The organism is Streptomyces sp. TRM68367 (assembly GCF_014495685.1).
Lineage (GTDB): Bacteria > Actinomycetota > Actinomycetes > Streptomycetales > Streptomycetaceae > Streptomyces.
Map to the genome: position 1 here is coordinate 34,221 of NZ_JACTVI010000015.1, position 15,982 is coordinate 50,202.

At 70.2% G+C, this 15,982-nt stretch carries 16 protein-coding genes and 1 pseudogene; 11 read left to right on the plus strand and 6 right to left on the minus strand.

The window, feature by feature from the left end; translation table 11 throughout:
* Window positions 1-105: 105 nt before the first annotated feature.
* The 3 genes from H8R17_RS13115 to H8R17_RS13125 form a co-directional block, all read right to left on the minus strand.
* On the minus strand, window positions 106-870 hold the full coding sequence (locus H8R17_RS13115) for a glucose 1-dehydrogenase (protein WP_187823346.1): 765 nt from the start codon (window positions 868-870) through the stop codon (window positions 106-108).
* Window positions 871-883: 13 nt separating this feature from the next.
* The gene (locus tag H8R17_RS13120) at window positions 884-2,281 is read right to left on the minus strand and encodes a GntP family permease (RefSeq protein WP_187823347.1); all 1,398 of its coding nucleotides are present in this window, start codon (window positions 2,279-2,281) and stop codon (window positions 884-886) included.
* A gap of 127 nt (window positions 2,282-2,408) precedes the next feature.
* The gene (locus H8R17_RS13125; protein ID WP_187823348.1) at window positions 2,409-2,927 is read right to left on the minus strand and encodes a gluconokinase; all 519 of its coding nucleotides are present in this window, start codon (window positions 2,925-2,927) and stop codon (window positions 2,409-2,411) included.
* 148 nt (window positions 2,928-3,075) lie between these two features.
* Between H8R17_RS13125 and H8R17_RS13130 the strand changes: the two genes are divergently transcribed.
* Both H8R17_RS13130 and H8R17_RS45665 read left to right on the plus strand, forming a co-directional pair.
* Window positions 3,076-3,777 (plus strand): FadR/GntR family transcriptional regulator, encoded by a 702-nt coding sequence (locus H8R17_RS13130; protein WP_187823349.1) that lies wholly within the window; start codon window positions 3,076-3,078, stop codon window positions 3,775-3,777.
* Window positions 3,778-3,939: 162 nt separating this feature from the next.
* Window positions 3,940-4,836, plus strand: a complete 897-nt coding sequence (locus tag H8R17_RS45665; protein ID WP_223124977.1) for a helix-turn-helix domain-containing protein — start codon at window positions 3,940-3,942, stop codon at window positions 4,834-4,836.
* A 275-nt stretch (window positions 4,837-5,111) separates the two neighbouring features.
* Here H8R17_RS45665 and H8R17_RS13140 read toward each other — a convergent pair.
* Together H8R17_RS13140 and H8R17_RS13145 are read right to left on the minus strand one after the other, a co-directional pair.
* Window positions 5,112-5,499: pseudogene (locus tag H8R17_RS13140) on the minus strand (helix-turn-helix domain-containing protein); the annotation flags it as partial.
* A 119-nt stretch (window positions 5,500-5,618) separates the two neighbouring features.
* Window positions 5,619-6,227, minus strand: a complete 609-nt coding sequence (locus tag H8R17_RS13145) for a TetR family transcriptional regulator (RefSeq protein WP_187823350.1) — start codon at window positions 6,225-6,227, stop codon at window positions 5,619-5,621.
* A 171-nt stretch (window positions 6,228-6,398) separates the two neighbouring features.
* On the opposite strand from H8R17_RS13145, the gene H8R17_RS13150 reads away from it, so the two are divergent.
* The 8 genes from H8R17_RS13150 (at window position 6,399) to H8R17_RS13185 (ending at window position 14,848) form a co-directional block, all read left to right on the plus strand.
* Complete coding sequence (locus H8R17_RS13150) at window positions 6,399-7,673, plus strand: MFS transporter (RefSeq protein ID WP_223124978.1); 1,275 nt, start codon at window positions 6,399-6,401, stop codon at window positions 7,671-7,673.
* A gap of 186 nt (window positions 7,674-7,859) precedes the next feature.
* Window positions 7,860-8,882 (plus strand): phosphotriesterase, encoded by a 1,023-nt coding sequence (locus H8R17_RS13155; RefSeq protein WP_187823352.1) that lies wholly within the window; start codon window positions 7,860-7,862, stop codon window positions 8,880-8,882.
* 115 nt (window positions 8,883-8,997) lie between these two features.
* The gene (locus tag H8R17_RS13160; RefSeq protein WP_187823353.1) at window positions 8,998-9,963 is read left to right on the plus strand and encodes an aldo/keto reductase; all 966 of its coding nucleotides are present in this window, start codon (window positions 8,998-9,000) and stop codon (window positions 9,961-9,963) included.
* 165 nt (window positions 9,964-10,128) lie between these two features.
* The gene (locus H8R17_RS13165; RefSeq protein WP_187823354.1) at window positions 10,129-11,181 is read left to right on the plus strand and encodes a ScbA/BarX family gamma-butyrolactone biosynthesis protein; all 1,053 of its coding nucleotides are present in this window, start codon (window positions 10,129-10,131) and stop codon (window positions 11,179-11,181) included.
* The gene (locus H8R17_RS13170; RefSeq protein ID WP_187823355.1) at window positions 11,178-12,776 is read left to right on the plus strand and encodes an FAD-dependent oxidoreductase; all 1,599 of its coding nucleotides are present in this window, start codon (window positions 11,178-11,180) and stop codon (window positions 12,774-12,776) included. The genes H8R17_RS13165 and H8R17_RS13170 overlap by 4 nt, the downstream gene beginning before the upstream one ends.
* Entirely contained in the window at window positions 12,760-13,155 is a 396-nt protein-coding gene (locus tag H8R17_RS13175) for a hypothetical protein (RefSeq protein ID WP_187823356.1), read from the plus strand. Before H8R17_RS13170 ends, H8R17_RS13175 begins: the two co-directional genes overlap by 17 nt.
* Complete coding sequence (locus tag H8R17_RS13180) at window positions 13,152-13,820, plus strand: HAD-IB family hydrolase (protein ID WP_316959390.1); 669 nt, start codon at window positions 13,152-13,154, stop codon at window positions 13,818-13,820. The genes H8R17_RS13175 and H8R17_RS13180 overlap by 4 nt, the downstream gene beginning before the upstream one ends.
* Window positions 13,817-14,848 carry a 3-oxoacyl-ACP synthase III family protein gene (locus H8R17_RS13185; protein WP_187823357.1) on the plus strand — a complete coding sequence of 344 codons (1,032 nt, stop codon included), beginning with the start codon at window positions 13,817-13,819 and terminating at the stop codon, window positions 14,846-14,848. Before H8R17_RS13180 ends, H8R17_RS13185 begins: the two co-directional genes overlap by 4 nt.
* Here the strand turns inward: H8R17_RS13185 and H8R17_RS49195 are convergent.
* On the minus strand, window positions 14,754-15,437 hold the full coding sequence (locus H8R17_RS49195; protein ID WP_399476652.1) for a DUF6207 family protein: 684 nt from the start codon (window positions 15,435-15,437) through the stop codon (window positions 14,754-14,756). The genes H8R17_RS13185 and H8R17_RS49195 overlap by 95 nt on opposite strands.
* Here H8R17_RS49195 and H8R17_RS13190 point away from each other — a divergent pair.
* The gene (locus tag H8R17_RS13190; RefSeq protein ID WP_399476654.1) at window positions 15,343-15,969 is read left to right on the plus strand and encodes an IS982 family transposase; all 627 of its coding nucleotides are present in this window, start codon (window positions 15,343-15,345) and stop codon (window positions 15,967-15,969) included. The genes H8R17_RS49195 and H8R17_RS13190 overlap by 95 nt on opposite strands.
* The last annotated feature ends 13 nt before the right edge of the window (window positions 15,970-15,982 follow it).

Genomic DNA, 15,982 nt, shown 5'->3' on the forward strand with positions numbered 1-15,982 from the left:
GCGACCAGCAACTGCCCGGGCCCGGGGGAGGGGACCCGCAACTCCTCGACCCGCGGGTCGCCCTGACCGCGGATCACACAGTCCTGCATCACAGCCTCCCGCACTTCACAGCACGCTCGTCATGCCGCCGTCGACGTACAGCACCTGTCCGCTGACGAAGTCCGCGGCAGGGGAGGCGAGGAACAGCACCCCGCCGACCAGGTCCTCGGTGCGGCCCCAGCGGCCGGCCGGGGTGCGCCGCCGCACCCACGCGCTGAACTCCTCGTCGTCCACCAGGGGCCTGGTCAGCTCGGTCTCGATGTAGCCGGGGCCGAGCCCGTTGACCTGCACGCCGGACGGACCCCAGTCCGCGCACATGCCCTTGGTGAGCATCTTCAGCGCGCCCTTGGTCGCGGCGTAGGGCGCGATGCCGGGCCGGACCACCTCGCTCTGCAGCGAGCAGATGTTGATGATCTTGCCGTGGCCGCGTTCGGTCATCCGTCGGGCCGCCTCGCGGCCGACCAGGAACGCGCTGGTGAGGTTGGTGTCCAGGATGCGGTGCCAGTCGGACTCGGCGAACTCCAGGAGCGGGGCGCGCAGTTGCATGCCCGCGTTGTTGACCAGGATGTCGAGCGGGCCCACCCGCTCCTCGGCATCCGCGATCCCGGCCGTCACCGACGCCCCGTCGGTGACGTCGAACGCGGCCGTGTGCACCCGGTCGCCGGGCAGCCCGGCGGCTGCCTTGGCGAGCCGGTCCGGGTCCCGGCCGTTCAGGACGACCGTGCAGCCCGCCTCGGCCAGGCCGCGGGCGAGTGCGAGTCCGATACCCCGGCTGGAGCCGGTCACCAGGGCCGTGCGGCCGCCGATGTCGAAGAGCGGGTGACTTGTCATCGTCGTAGCGCTCCTAGATGACCAGGGACAACAGCAGGACGATGCCGCCCGCGACCACGGAGATGATGCACTCCATGACCGACCAGGTCTTCAGGGTCTGGCCGACGCTGAGCCCGAAGTACTCCTTGACCAGCCAGAATCCGGCATCGTTGACATGGCTCAGGAAGAGCGAGCCGGCGCCGATGGCCAGCACGAGCAGGGCGGCGTGGGTGGTCGACATGTCGGCCGCGAGTGGCGCGACCAGACCGGCCGCCGAGACCGTCGCCACCGTCGCCGAGCCGGTCGCCAGCCGGATCGCCACGGCGATCAGCCAGGCCAGCAGCAGCGCCGGGATCGACCAGTCCTTGGAGATGTCCAGGATCATCTGACCCACACCGGAGTCGATCAGCGTCTGCTTGAAGCCGCCGCCCGCGCCGACGATCAGCAGGATGCCCGCGATGGGTCCGAGGCTCTTCTCGACGAGCGGCGAGATCCGCTGCTTGGAGAACCCGGCGGGCCGCAGCAGCGTGAAGATGCCGACGAGCACGGCCGCGAGCAGGGCGATCATCGGGGCGCCGACGACGTCGAAGACGCGCTGGAGAGGGTTCTCCGGGTCGTCGACGACGATGTCGACCAGCGCCTTGGCGAGCATCAGGACCACCGGCAGCAGGACCGTGAACAGCGTGGCGCCGAAGCCGGGGCGCTTGTCCAGTTCCTCGGAGGCCCGCTGGGGGATCATCTTCTCCGGGGCCGGGACGTCCACCCAGCGGGCGGCGTACCGCGCGAACAGCGGACCGGCGATGATCACCGTCGGTATGGCGACCAGGATGCCGAGCGCGAGCGTGACGCCCAGGTCGGCCTTGACCGCGTCGATCGCGACCAGCGGGCCGGGGTGCGGCGGGACCAGGCCGTGCATCACGGACAGGCCCGCGAGCGCCGGTATGCCGATGCGCATCAGGGAGTAGTTGCCGCGCTTGGCGACCATCAGCACGACCGGGATCAGCAGCACGATGCCGACCTCGAAGAACAGCGGCAGGCCGATCACCGAGGCGATCAGCACCATCGCCCAGGGCATCGAGCGGCCGCCCGCCTTCTCCAGGATGGTGTCGACGATCTGGTCGGCGCCGCCCGAGTCGGCGAGCATCTTGCCGAGGATCGCGCCGAGGGCGATCAGCACGCCCACACCGGCGACGGTGGTGCCGAGGCCGGTGCTGAAGCTGGTGAGCACCTTGTCGAGCGGTGCGCCGGCGAAGGCGCCGAGCGCCAGTGACCCGATGGTCAGCGCCAGGAACGCGTGCAGCTTGAACTTGGTGATGAGCAGGACGATGACGGCGATGCCCGCCAGGACGGCGATGCCCAGCTGAGCGTGGCCGGCCGAGGTGATCGGCTCGGGTGCGTCCGCTGCCAGCATCTCCACGCTGAGTCTGGTCACGGTGGGGTTTCCCTTGCGTGTACGGGGACTGGGGAATGCGGGGGGTGGCCTGCTCTGGGGGAGGCAGCGGCCGGGGCCTGGTCTCCGGTTCGGCCGGCCTGGTTTCCGTCCGGCCGGGGCCGGCCGGTTACCGGCCCGGTTCGGGGAGGGCGTCGAGGGCGATCGTCGCCCGCTCGGCGATCTCCTCGGGGCTGCCTGCGACGTCCACCTCGACGCCCGCCTCGTCCGCCTGCAACGGCTGCAGCGCGGCGAACTGGGAGTCGAGCAGCGCCGTGGGCATGAAGTGCCCCTGCCGGTGCGACATCCGGTCCTCGACGAGCGCGCGGTCCCCGGTCAGGTGCACGAAGACCACATCGGGCGCGGCGGCCCGCAGCCGGTCGCGGTACGACCGCTTCAGCGCCGAGCAGCTGACCACCCCGCCGAGCCCGGCCCGCCGGTGCGCCCAGGCGCCGATGGCATCCAGCCAGGGCCGGCGGTCCTCGTCGGTGAGTGGGGTGCCGGCCGACATCTTGGCGATGTTGGCCGGCGGGTGGAAGTCGTCGCCCTCGGCGTACGGAACGCCGAGCCTGGCCGCGAGCAGGGGGCCGATGGTGGTCTTGCCGGTGCCCGAGACGCCCATGACCACGACGACATGGGGGGTGTTCATGCTGCCCTCGCTGTCCGCTTGTCCTCGTCGACATGTGTCGACATGCGATGCCGACGCAACTGAAACTCATTAGGTAAGACGAACTCAAGAGCTTGTTATAAATAAGTCTGACTTTTTGATTCGGTGACGGGCCACGTACGCTGAGTGCATGAGCACACCGGGCCGGGGGCTGCACGGCCACGTACTGGACACCCTCGGCCCCGAAATCACCGCGGGTGAGTACTCGCCGGGCAGCGTGTTGCGTACGGACGAGTTGGCACAGCGCTTCGACGTGTCACGCTCGGTGATGCGCGAGGCGGTCCGCGTGCTGGAGTCCATGCACCTGGTCGAGTCCCGCCGCCGCGTGGGCGTCACGGTCCTGCCGAAGTCCGAGTGGAACGTCTACGACCCGCAGGTCATCCGCTGGCGCCTGGCGGGCAAGGACCGCCCCCAGCAACTGCGTTCCCTCACCATGCTGCGCTCCGCGGTCGAACCGGTGGCCGCGGGCCTGGCGGCGAAGAACGCCAACGCGGACCAGTGCGCCGCGCTGACCGAGTGCGCGCTCGGCATGGTGGCCAACTCACGCGGCCACAAGCTGGAGGGCTACCTCGTCCACGACGTCGCCTTCCACCGCGTGATCCTCAACGCCTCCGGCAACGAGATGTTCGCCCGGCTGGGCGACGTCGTCGCCGAGGTGCTGGCCGGCCGCACCCACCACGACGTCATGTTCCACGACCCCGACCCGGCCGCCGTCACCCTCCACGTCCAGGTCGCCGAGGCGGTCCGCGCGGGCGACGCCACCCGGGCGGAGCAACTCACCCGGGAAATCACGGTGGGGGCGCTCGAGGAGCTGGACATCCTGGCGCCTTAGGGATCCTTGCACTATGGGCGCCCGATGAGGTCGCGTGGTCTGGTGCCGTGCATCGCCAGGCGCCGGAGAGCCCTCGATGGGGGTGCCCCCGCTCGAGCGGAGCCGAGAGTGGGGGAGGAGCTACTAGTGTCCTGCGCCCGGTAGTCCGTCGTTGGATCTTGCATGAGTTCTTCTGCCGGGGTGCCGGTGCCGCGTCGTGGTCCGAAGCTGGAACCGCTGCTGCTCGGCGATGACGAACGTGCTGTTCTGGAACGCTGGACGAGGCGGGCGAACTCCGCCCAGGCGCTGGCGTTACGGGCGCGGATCGTGCTGGCCTGTGCCGGACCTGACGTCCCGCCCATCGTCGAAGTGGCCCGCCACCTGCGGTTTTCCGCGGACACGGTCCGCAAATGGCGGCGGCGGTTCCTCGCCGAGCGGCTGGACGGCCTGGCCGACGAGCCCCGGCCGGGCCGGCCGCCCACCATCGGTGTCGACCAGGTCGAAGCGGTCGTGATCGCCACACTGGAGGGGACCCCGAAGAACGCCACGCACTGGTCGCGCAAATCGATGGCCGAGCACAGCGGCCTGTCCAAGTCCACAGTTGGCCGGATCTGGCGGAAGTTCCAGCTCAAGCCGCACCTGGAGGTTGAAGTGGGCGTGACGAGGCGCAACCCTGGGCCAAGCCGGAGCAGCAGGCCCTCGCCCTGCCGCACGGTTCTGCTCCCGGTCCTGGTCCGCGATGGCGCGGCGGCGGGCGTCAGCCTTGCGCTTGAAGGCGGCGAACCGGGCGAGGTTCTCCGGCGTACGCATCCACGTCGCGGGGTCGGTCGTCCGGCCCTCCAGCAGCTCCGGCATCGCGGCCTGCTGGTGGGCGTGGACGGCGGCGGCCCGCTGCGCCGGGGTGAGAGCGGCATCCCGGTCCGGGTGGTCGACGGCGTGCGGCTCGGTCGCCGCCTGGTCGTGATTGTGGCGGCTCTTCTCTCCGGCCTGCGCCACCAGTTCGGAAGGCCTGGAAGCCGGTCGCGCCTGCGCTGCCGGGACGCTACCCAGATGATCAATTCCAAGGGGTCACCGGGGTGACGATCACCCCTCGTCCTCGTGCCGGCCGACCTCGTCGGCCGGTGCTACGCCTTCCTCGTGCTCACGCCCGGCTCCCTGCTCGGGGCGCCGGCCATGCGGGCGCTCGGTCAGCAACGTGGAGAATGCCGTCCGGCACGACGGCCAGCGGGCAATTGCGCACCCTACCTCCGGCACCACCACCGCCGACGCGGTGGTGGTGCCGGTCCGGCGTCCGGCCGGGGGCGTCGGCCGCGGCTGACGCCGTCGCGCGGCACACCAGCGCACGCCGCGCCGCGTTCGTAGCGGCGTATGACACGGCCCGTTGCCCGATCCAGGCAGGTGAGGCAGGCCATGCTGAAGCGGGTCAGGCGCGGTGCACGGTCGAGGGCGTCAGCCGCAGCAGGTGCGATGCGGGCCGGTCCCCACCGGCGCAGGACGCGGACCTTGATGATCCGGCGTTCGGTACGGGGCGGGGGTGCGGCGCGGGCTGATGTGCGGGCGGGAGGACCGGTCGCACATCCCGGCCTCGCCGAACTGCCGGTAGCGATCCGTCCATCGCCGGGCTGTGGTCGGCGAGACCTGGAAGCGCTCGGCGGCCCGGCGCAGGGGCCAGCCGTCCTCAACCACGCAGCGGGCCAGACGCAGACGGCCGGTCTCGGCCAGGGGTGCACTACGGTGGGGCACGAGGGCCTTTCTGTTGGTGTAGACGTCGCAATCCACACCGAACCGGAAGGCCCTCACCTGTTCAAGATCCCTCAGCCGAGACCTCGCTCACCCGTCCACAAGCTCCCGGGACAGAACATCTAGGGCGACTCGTCGGGCTGGCCCGGGACGGCCGTCAGGCGGCGGTAGCACTCGTGCAGGAACTCCTCGTGCCGGGTGAACAGTTCGTCGTCCGGGGCCTCCCCGAAGACCAGCCGGACGATCTGCGGCACCGCGAACCAGTAGTTGACCATTCCGAGCAGTACGACCAGCAGATGCCTCGGATCGAGCGCCGGATCCACGGAACCGTCGGCCTGCGCCGCACGGATCGCGGCGAGTTTGTCGTCGTAGTGTCCCTGGCGGACGCGCAGGGCCTCCGGGGTGAGTCCGTCCGATCTCTCCAGCCCTTCCCACAGACACAGCCGCAGGAACTCCGGATGCGCCCGATGGTGCCGGAACAGCTCCGCCACGTACTTGTCGAGCTTGTCGGCCTGGGGTGACACCCCGTCGCCGTTGGTACGCAGGTACTCGCTCAGGACCCGATCGAGCAGTTGCTCCTTGTTGCCGAAGTAGCGGTAGATCGACTCCTTGTTGGCGCGGGCGTTGAGGGCGATGCGGTCGACTCGCGCTCCTGCCAGCCCATAGGCGGCGAACTCCTGCAGGGCGGACGTCAGGATGCGTTCACGAGTCGCCGCCGGATCGTATGCCATGGGCAGTCCTTTCCTCTTCCAATGGAGAAGCGGGCGCCAGCCAAAGCACAGCCAACGCCGCAGCCGCTCAGTTTACAACTATTTAGTTTGACCGCCCGGTTGGATTATGGGGTAATCAATCCAACCAGTTGGTCAAACTGAACGGTTGGAGCAGCGGTGTCCGTACAGTTGGTGGCAGATCAGGCGGGCGGCATCCCGCGACGGCTGGTGTGGCTGCTGACACTCGTGTGCGGCGTCACCGTGGCGAACCTCTACTACACACAGCCACTGCTGCACGAGGTGGCGAGCGGCTTCCACGTCTCGGAGAGCGACGCGGGCCTCGTGGTCACCGCCACCCAGGTCGGCTATGCGGTGGCCCTGGTCCTGCTCGTCCCTCTGGGGGACATCGTCCGCCAGCGCCCCCTGGTGTGCGGGCTGCTGATCGCCGACGCCGTGGCCCTGGCCGCCTGTGCCGGAGCGCCCACGTTGCAGGCACTGACCGGTGCCGGGCTGCTGGTGGGCATCACCTCGGTGGTCGTCCAGATCCTGGTGCCCTTCGCGGCCACCCTGGCCGCCGACCACCAACGCAATCGGGTCATCGGCACGCTGCTCAGCGGCATGCTGCTCGGTGTCCTGCTGTCCCGGACCTTCGCCGGCGTGGTCTCCGGACTGGCCGGCTGGCGGACCGTCTACGCCCTGGCGGCCGTCTTCATGCTGCTGGCGGCCGCACTGCTGTACGGGCTGCTCGGAACGCGGTCGCCGGAGCTGTCCATCACCTACCGGCGGCAGATGCGCTCCATCGCCTCCCTCGCGGTCGGCCAGCCCGTGCTCAGGCGCCGGTCCCTGATCGGAGCGCTGATATACGGCGCGTTCAACTGCTTCTGGACCACCGCCGCGTTCCTGCTGACGACTCACCCGTACCATTTCAGCCAGGGCGAGATCGGCCTGTTCGGCCTGGTCGGCGTGGCCGGAGCGCTCACCACCAACGTGGCGGGCCGCCATCTGACCGCCTCACGGCAGGTGATCCTCTCGGGCACGCTGCTGGCGGCCCTGGTCGCCTCGTTCGCGGCCATGGCGCTCGGCAGGTGGAGCTTCGTCCTTCTGGTCCTGGGCGTCCTGGTCATGGATGCCGCGGTGCAGGGGATCCATCTGCTCAACCAGAGCGTCGTCTACGGGCTGCTGCCCCAAGCGCGGGCCCGTCTGACCGTGGTCTACATGACGAGTTACTTCATCGGAGGCGGCGCCGGTTCTGCGATCGGCTCCCTCGCCTACCGCCACGACGGCTGGGTCGGTGCCAGCGTGGCCGGCGGCCTGATGTCCCTGGGCGCCCTGGCGGTGTGGGGCTACGGCACCCTGCGCCGCCCGCGCCGCCGGGAGACCGACTCCGGCTCCGCCGAACGGGCTGCGGGGCGCCGGCACTCGACACACTCGGTGACAGGCGTCGGGCCTCCCCCGACCGACGGCTGACGACCGTTCAGCAACGTCCGTCGACCGCCCCGTCAACCGTAGATCGCCGACTGCCGACCCCGCCACGCTCCTCCGTTTCTGTCCTCGCGCACACCGCTGCCGGTATGCCGTCATGCCCGACGTGGCAGCCCGCACGGCACCAGCAGATGTAAAGCCCCACACCATTCACGCGAAGAGGAGACAGCAATGTCAGAGTCAATCTTGGCAGCCGCCACCGCACCGGAGGCCGGGGCGCGGTCCCTGGTGGAGACGGTCGCCGGGCCGATCCCCCTCGACTCGCTCGACGTCACGCTGATGCACGAGCACCTCTTCGTACTCACCCCGGACGTCCAGCAAAACCAGCCGCACCTGTGGAACGAGGAGGAACGGATCGAGGACGCCGTCGTTCGGCTCACTGCCGCCCACGACATGGGCGTACGGACCTTCGTCGACCTCACGGTCATCGGCCAGGGCCGGTTCGTGCCCCGGGTGCAAAAGGTCGCCGCCCGGGTACCCCTCAACATCATCGTGGCCACGGGGGTGTACACCTACCACGACGTCCCGTACTTCTTTCACTACCGCGGACCCGGTCGGCTCTTCGAACAGCCGGAGCCGATCACCGAGTTGCTCATCCGGGACATCACGGCCGGTATCGCGGACACCGGCGTCAAGGCGGCGGTCCTCAAGTGCGCCACCGAAGAGGAGGGTCTCTCCGAGGGCGTCGAGCGCGTCCTGCGCGCCACCGCCCGGGCCCACCGGGCGACCGGCACCCCCATCACCACGCACTCCAACGCCTTCCTGCGCAACGGCCTGCTCCAGCAGAAGGTGTTCCGCGAGGAGGGCGTCGACCTGAGCAACGTGATCATCGGCCACAGCGGCGACACCGACGACCTCGACTACCTCAAGCAGCTCATGGACGCCGGCTCAATGATCGGCATGGACCGGTTCGGCCTGGACAACTTCACCCCGCACGGCACGCGGGTCAAGATCGTGGCGGACCTGGTAGCGGCCGGCTACGCCGACCGCATGGTCCTCTCGCACGACTGCCCCTGCCACATCGACTACTTCACCGACGAGCAGCGGGCCGAGGCGCTTCCGGACTGGGATTACACCCACCTGCACAAGCGGGTGCTGCCAGCCCTGAGGGAGCTCGGGGTCAGCGAGTCCGCCCTGCGCACGATGCTCGTGGACAACCCGCGCCGCTACTTCGAGCAGGTCAGCCCCTACTGAGTCGACTGGTTTTGCCGGTCGTCCGGTACGGCGGGCACGCGACACCTCCGCCCGCCGCCACGACGCTGCCCTCACCTTTCTCTCCCCCACCCTTCTCTCCATCGGAGGCACCGTCATGCAGACGCGTTCTCTTGGCACGTCCGGTCTCGAAGTCTCCAGCCTCGGTCTCGGCTGTATGGGCATGAGCTGGGTCTACGCGGTGTCCGAGCGCGACGACAAAGAGTCCGTGAGGATCATTCAGCGCGCCGTCGACATGGGGATCACCCTCATCGACACCGCCGACCTCTACGGGCCCTTCCGCAACGAGGAGTTGGTCGGCCGCGCCCTCAAGGGCCGCCGCGACCAGGTCGTTCTCGCCACCAAGTGCGGTCTCGTACCGGACATGACGCAGTACCCGACCAAGGTCGAGGTCACCCCCAATGGACGCCCCGAGCACATCAAGAAGTCCATCGACGGCAGCCTGAGTCGGCTCGGCGCCGAGTGCGTCGACCTCTACCAGCTACACCGCGTGGACCCGGAAGTGCCCATCGAGGAGTCCTGGGGCGCCATGGCCGAGCTGGTCGCCGCGGGCAAGGCACGGCACATCGGCCTCTCGGAGGCCACCGTGGACCACCTGGAGCGGGCCCTCGCCGTCGCGCCCGTGGCCACGCTGCAGTCCGAACTGTCGCTGTGGTCGCGCGACCCGCTGGGCGACGTCCTGCCCTGGTGTCAGGACAACGGCGTGGGATTCCTGCCCTTCTCGCCGCTCGGCCGCGGTTTCCTGACCGGCGCCATCCGCACCGCCGACCAACTGCCGCCCACCGATTTCCGCGCCCAGCAGCCCCGCTTCGCCGCCAACGCGCTGGAGCACAACCTGCGCATCGTGGACGGCATCGAACAGGTCGCACAGCGCCACGACGCCACCCCCGCCCAGGTCGCGCTCGCTTGGGTGCTCGCCCAGGGCCCGAGCGTCGTCCCCATCCCGGGCAGCACGCGCCTCGCGCATCTGGAGGATAACGTGGGCGCCGCCGCCCTCGAACTGACCGACGCCGACCTGCGGGACCTCGACGGCCTGCCCGCCGCGGTCGGAACCCGCTTCTGAGCCCGGACGCCTGTGAGCCCTCAGGCCCTTACGAGTTCTACGACTGCGCTTGCTCCCGTACGCCTCACAAACGAACTGTCGGGCGCACAGCGCTGTGCACCCGTGGCATCCCGACGTGCCTCCGCCTCGCCGACGGAGGAACGACCGTCTCCGATGGGAGAAACCATGCCGCTCAGCCCCGGTCCGACGGCGGACCCCCACCCGTCCACGGCCACCACCTCCATACGGCCACTGGCCACCGTGCGCGCCCTGAGCTTCCGCACGACCGTCGACCGAGACCGCGTGCACCGCGCGGCGCTAGGCGAGACGTTCGTCACCGACAGCGTCTCCGTGACCGATGACCTCTTCCTCTGCGGCGCCCAACTGCCCCGCTCCCACGCCTACTACGGCGACGTACACGACGATCCCAAGCACTTCGACGTGCTACTCGTACTGGAGGCCGTACGGCAGGCGGTCATGCTCGGCGCCCACGAGTACTACGGCCTGGCCGCCGACGTTCGATTCATCCTCACCCACAACCGGATCGAGATACGGTCCCTGCCGTCCCTGGTGATCGGCACCCGACCCGCCCACCTGACGTTGAACATCAGGGTCACCGACAAGAGGGTCAGGGACGGCGTGGTCTGCGCGCTGTCCTTCTACACCTGCCTCACGCTCGACGGCACCGAGGTCGCCCGGGTGACGATGGGCATGGCGTACAAGTCGCCCGACTCCTACCGGCGACTGCGCACCTCCGGGCGGCTGGCCGCCGGGCTGCCGGGCAGTGCGGACGCGGAGCCCGTCGTTCCCGTCTCGCCCTGCCTCGTGGGCCGCAACGACGCCGCCAACGTCGTGCTCGGCGAGCCCCGTTGGGCCGGGGAGACGCTCACGGCACCGGTCCGCGTGGATCAGAGTCATCCCAGCATGTTCGACCATCCGCAGGACCACGTCCCCGGCATGGTGATGAACGAGGCCTTCCGCCAGATCGCCGTGCTCGCCGCGGACGCCGCCCACGCCCTGCATCCCTCCCGCGGCCGGCTGACCCTCCTCGACGTCACGTACACCCGCTTCGGGGAACTGGACCTGGCCACCACAGCGACCGCTCGGCCGCGAGCCGCCGAGGCGCACGGTGACGCCCTCTTCGTACCGGTCGAGCTGGCTCTGCGGCAGCGTGGCGAGGACATTGCCACGGCCGTCGCCGAACTCACCTATCCCGAGGCCGCTGGAGGTGCGGCATGACCCGCGGAGCCGAGCAGGTCGTCGTGGTGGGTGCGGGACCCACCGGACTGACCGCGGCCTGTGAACTGCTGCGGCACGGGGTGCGCGTACGGGTGCTCGACAAGCGCGACGAGCCGTCCGGCCACTCCAAGGCGCTACTGCTGTGGCCGCGCACGGTGGAGGTGCTGGCCCAGCTCGGCGTCGAGAAGGAGGCGCGGGGGCGGGCCATCCCGATCGGGCGGTTCTCGTACTACTCGTCGGGCCGCCCCGTGGCGCGGCTGGACTTCGATGCGGAGACCACGCCGCTGTGCCTTCCGCAGCGCGGGACCGAGGACGTCCTCAGGGAACTCCTCGGCCGACTCGGCGGCCGGGTCGAACGTGGCTGGACCCTCCAGGGGCTCGACCAGCGCGCCGACGCCGTCGAGCTGAGGCTGACCGACCCCGAGGGAGCCGACCGAACCCTCACCGCGGACTGGGTGATCGGCGCGGACGGCGCCCACAGCACCGTCCGGGACGCCTTGGGCGTCCCGTTCGAGGGCGCCACCTACGCCAACGCCTTCATGCTCGCCGACGCCCATGGCGGACGGCACCTCGCCCGTGACGAGGCGCACTACTTCCAGTCGCCGGGCGGGGTCCTGGTCGTCGTACCGCTGCCCGACGGCCGGCACCGCTGGTTCGTCAACGCGCCGCACGGGGAGGAGACCGCGACCCTGCCGCTGCTGCAACGGCTCGTCGACGAACGCGGTCCCGGAGGGGTCGCCCTGGAGGACCCTGAGTGGATCAGCACCTTCCGGGTGCACCACCGGTTGGCCGCCCGGATGCGTCAGGGCCGGTGCTTCCTGACCGGCGACGCGGCGCACATTCACTCCCCGGCGGGCGGCCAGGGCCTCAACACCGGGCTCCAGGACGCCCACAACCTCGCCTGGAAACTCGCCGGCGTCATCCAGGGCCGCTTCGGCACACCGCTGCTCGACACCTACGAGCGTGAACGCCACGCCGTGGCCCGGCAGGTCGTGCGCGACACGGACATCCAGACGCGGGCGTGGCTGGTCTCCGTCCCCTGGAAGATCCGCGCGCGGGACGCGCTGCTGCGCGGCGCCGACCGCACCGGGATGCTGCGGAAGTACGCGCCGGTCATGGCGGGCAGGCGCGTCACCTATCCGGCCGTCCTGCCGCCGTCGGTCCTCCCCTCCCGGACGTTGTCGCGCCGACGGCGCACGCGCAGCGGCATCGGCACGGTCTTCCCCGACCATCTGCTGCCCGCCTCGCTCCGGATCCCGCGGCCGCAGGGCCCGGACGCGACACCGCAGCCGTACCATCTGGTCACCGTCGGTCGGGAGGCGTCGGGTGCCCTGCACGAGAAGGCGGCCCGGACCGCCGCGCGCTGGTCCCCGGTGCTCACCCATATCCGCCTGACCGGCGAGGCGTCGGCGCTCCCGCGTGGCGACGCCGGGTTCTACCTCGTACGGCCCGACGGCTACATCGCCTTCCACGGGCACTCCGGTGACCTGGTCGCGCTCGACGACGTACTGGCCGGGCTGTCCGTACGACGGCCTCCCGCGCCCGCCCCCGCCGACGCCTTTGGGAAAGGACTCGGTCATGCCCACACCCGTTAAACCCCCTGTTCGGTCACCCGCAGAGGACCTCGTGAACGGCCCCTGGGAGGAGATCGGCACGCCCCTGGTCGTCGACACCCCGCACGCCCGCGTCTGGGTCGAGCGCATCCCGGCCGGAGCCACCCGTCCGCTGCACACCCACCGCGTCCCATGGCTCACGGTCGTCGTCAACGGCGGCCAGGCCGACATCCTCGGCCCCGACGGGCACCGGACCGGCACCGTGGAACTGGCCAGTGGCCAGGTCAAGCTGAACCCGCTGCCGGACGGACCGGTCCGCCACGCCATGCACAACACCGGGGACGGCGAACTGGTCCTGGTGGCGATCCAACTACCTGACGCAACAGGGGAGTTGGTTGAAGAGCAGAAGATGATCTCGTGACAGCACCGTATCTGGTCTTCACCGATGTGGACGAGACCCTGATCAGCCGCAAGAGCATGTTCGACTTCCTGTCCTTCTGGCTGGAAGGACGTGGACCCGGCGGTGCCCAGCGGTACCGCGAGATACACCACGGACTCCAGAAGGCGGCCGACGCCGGCGTCCCGCGCGAGGAGATCAACCGCCGCTTCTACCGTGTGTACCAGGGCGAGGCGGCCGACGAGGTCGCTGCCGCAGGGCAGCGGTGGTTCACCAATCGCGCCGCCGATCCGGACTTCTTCATCCACTCCACCATGCGGGCCCTGCACGCCCACCGCGCGGCCGGAGCACAACTCGTCCTGGTCTCCGGCTCCTTCGAACCGTGCCTTGCCCCCATCGCCCGCACCGTGGAAGCCAGGCTCATCCTGTGCACACGCCCGGGGACCCGCGGTGGCAGGTACACCGGGCACGTTCCGGAGCCGGTGATCGGCGACGGCAAGGCGCGGGCGGTCCGGCGCCTGCTCGACGAGCACCCCGGGGTACGGGCCGAGGACTGCTGGGCCTACGGCGACCACCTCAGCGACCTGCCGATGTTGCGCCTGGTCGGTCACCCGGTCGCTGTGGGCGACGACCCCAGCCTCATCGCTGCCCTCGCCCAGCGGCAGCCCGCCGAAGGGACACTGGCATGACCATCCACTTCCCCGGAGCCCCGGGGATCGGCATCGTGGGTACGGGAGCCTATCTCCCGGCCGAGATCGTCTCCAACGAGACGGTGGCCGCACGCGCCGGAGTGACGGACGACTGGATCGTCCGCAAGACGGCCATCCGCAGTCGCCGCTACGCCGCCCGCGGCGAGGCCACCTCCGACCTCGCCGCCGAGGCCGCACGGGCCGCTCTGCGCAACGCCGGGCTCCGGGCCGACGAGATCAGCTGGATCATCGTCGCCACCTCCACCCCCGACCAGCCGCAACCGGCGACGGCCTGCCTGGTCCAGAGCCTGATCGGTGCGCACAACGCGGCGGCGTTCGACGTGAACGCCGTGTGCAGCGGCTTCGTCTTCGCCCTCGCCGCGGGTACCCGGCTGCTCGCCCAGCCGCACGCCGGATGCTCGCCCGGCTATGCGCTGGTGATCGGCGCCGACGTCTACTCGCGTATCATCGACCCGACCGACCGCAGGACCGCCGTCCTCTTCGGCGACGGTGCCGGCGCGGTCGTCCTGGGCCCGGTCGGCAGCCGCGGCGGACTGCTCGGCTTCAGCCTGGCCAGCTACGGCGGCCTGTCCCACCTGATCGCGGTTCCCGCCGGAGGCAGCCGTGAGCCGGCGAGCCGGCAGACACTCGCCGACAACCGCCACTCCTTCAAGATGGACGGGCGCGGGGTCAAGGAGTTCGTGACTGCCGAACTACCCAAGGCAGTCACGGGAGTTCTTCATGCCCACGGCATGAGCGGATGGCAGGTCGACCACTTCATCCCGCACCAGGCGAACGGCGCGATGCTCCACGACATCGTGCCGAAACTCGGCCTCCCCCAGGCGCGGACCACCCTCACCGTGGCCGAGCACGGCAACACGAGTGCCGCCTCGATACCGCTGGCCATCCACCAGGCGAACACGGGCCGCCTGCTCAAGGAGGGGGAACTGGTCCTGCTCGCCGGCTTCGGCGGAGGCATGTCACTGGGCACGGCACTGCTCCGCTGGAGCGGTTCCCGACAGCGCTGAGGCCCCCCCCACGGAGGACAACCATGGCCTTACCCCGTCCCTCATCCCCCACCGGGCACCCGGCGGCTCCCCGTCCGGACCCGGCGCCCCATCGCACGGCCCCGGTGCCGCCGGCCCGCCCATGCGCCCGTGCCCTCGCCTGCTGGTCGATGGGCGCCGACGACCAGTGCAGCCCGGTGTGCGACTGCCCTTTTGAGATGTTCGGCGGTGACGGGTCTGTGCCGCGCCACGTTCGGCGGTGAAACGGTCCCCGACGGGCCGTCGCGTCATGACCTCGCAGATCGCCGAACGGTTGGCCTGCCCTGCATGACGCGTCGGGTCCCTGGCTCGTGTCGAGGTAGCAGCGCAGCCGGACGCCGGGCTGGCCGGCGTCCCGCGTCGGTCGCTCCGCTGTCGCCGTCGCCCACCGGTGATGGGGATCTTGGAATTGATCACCTAGCCGGTGCGCCGGCAGGCGACGTTCGCCCCGTCGGGACACCCGGCACGTCAAACGTTTGATACGGGTGCTCGCCAAGGACACCGACTTCTGGCACGACACGGTGTGGATCACGGACTCGACCCCGGTGCCGTGCGGGATGTCCCGCCCCACGGTCAAGCGCCCGGAACTGGCGGGCTGGGCCAACTACGGCTACTGCGCGTCGCATTCGCGGTTCTTCTGGGGGCTGCGGCTCTACCTGGTGTGCACCCCGGCCGGGATGCCGATCCTGTGGGCGCTGGCCGATCCGAAGCTCGGCGAGCGCGAGGTGCTGGCCGCGATGCTGGAGATCGATGCCGAGTTGGTGCGCGTGCGGCAGGGCCTGCTGCTGATCAGCGACAAGGGCTTCGCCTCGAAGACCTTCGAGCGGTCACTGTCCGTACAGGGCGTCACCCTGCTGCGGCCGTCGAGGAAGAAGGAGATCCTGCGGCCCGGCGAGCCGATGCTCAAGAAGGTCCGCCAGCTGATCGAGTCGGTGAACGACACCCTCAAAGGCCAGCTCGATCTGGAACAACACGGCGGGCGCACCGTCGAGGGCGTCGCCGTGCGCGTCGCTCAGCGCGTGCTGGCCCTGGCCGCCGCGATCTGGCACAACTTCCAGACCGGCCAGGTGGTCAGCCGCTCACTGACCGCCTACGACCACTGACCGTATTTGGAAA

Bases quoted from the DNA above. Each gene is read 5' to 3' on its own strand.
- H8R17_RS13115 (WP_187823346.1), bottom strand. From the start codon at position 870: ATGACAAGTCACCCGCTCTTCGACATCGGCGGCCGCACGGCCCTGGTG.
- H8R17_RS13155 (WP_187823352.1), top strand. From the start codon at position 7,860: ATGTCAGAGTCAATCTTGGCAGCCGCCACCGCACCGGAGGCCGGGGCG.
- H8R17_RS13145 (WP_187823350.1), bottom strand. From the start codon at position 6,227: ATGGCATACGATCCGGCGGCGACTCGTGAACGCATCCTGACGTCCGCC.
- H8R17_RS13170 (WP_187823355.1), top strand. From the start codon at position 11,178: ATGACCCGCGGAGCCGAGCAGGTCGTCGTGGTGGGTGCGGGACCCACC.
- H8R17_RS13130 (WP_187823349.1), top strand. From the start codon at position 3,076: ATGAGCACACCGGGCCGGGGGCTGCACGGCCACGTACTGGACACCCTC.
- H8R17_RS13165 (WP_187823354.1), top strand. From the start codon at position 10,129: ATGCCGCTCAGCCCCGGTCCGACGGCGGACCCCCACCCGTCCACGGCC.
- H8R17_RS13125 (WP_187823348.1), bottom strand. From the start codon at position 2,927: ATGAACACCCCCCATGTCGTCGTGGTCATGGGCGTCTCGGGCACCGGC.
- H8R17_RS13160 (WP_187823353.1), top strand. From the start codon at position 8,998: ATGCAGACGCGTTCTCTTGGCACGTCCGGTCTCGAAGTCTCCAGCCTC.
- H8R17_RS13185 (WP_187823357.1), top strand. From the start codon at position 13,817: ATGACCATCCACTTCCCCGGAGCCCCGGGGATCGGCATCGTGGGTACG.
- H8R17_RS45665 (WP_223124977.1), top strand. From the start codon at position 3,940: ATGAGTTCTTCTGCCGGGGTGCCGGTGCCGCGTCGTGGTCCGAAGCTG.
- H8R17_RS13175 (WP_187823356.1), top strand. From the start codon at position 12,760: ATGCCCACACCCGTTAAACCCCCTGTTCGGTCACCCGCAGAGGACCTC.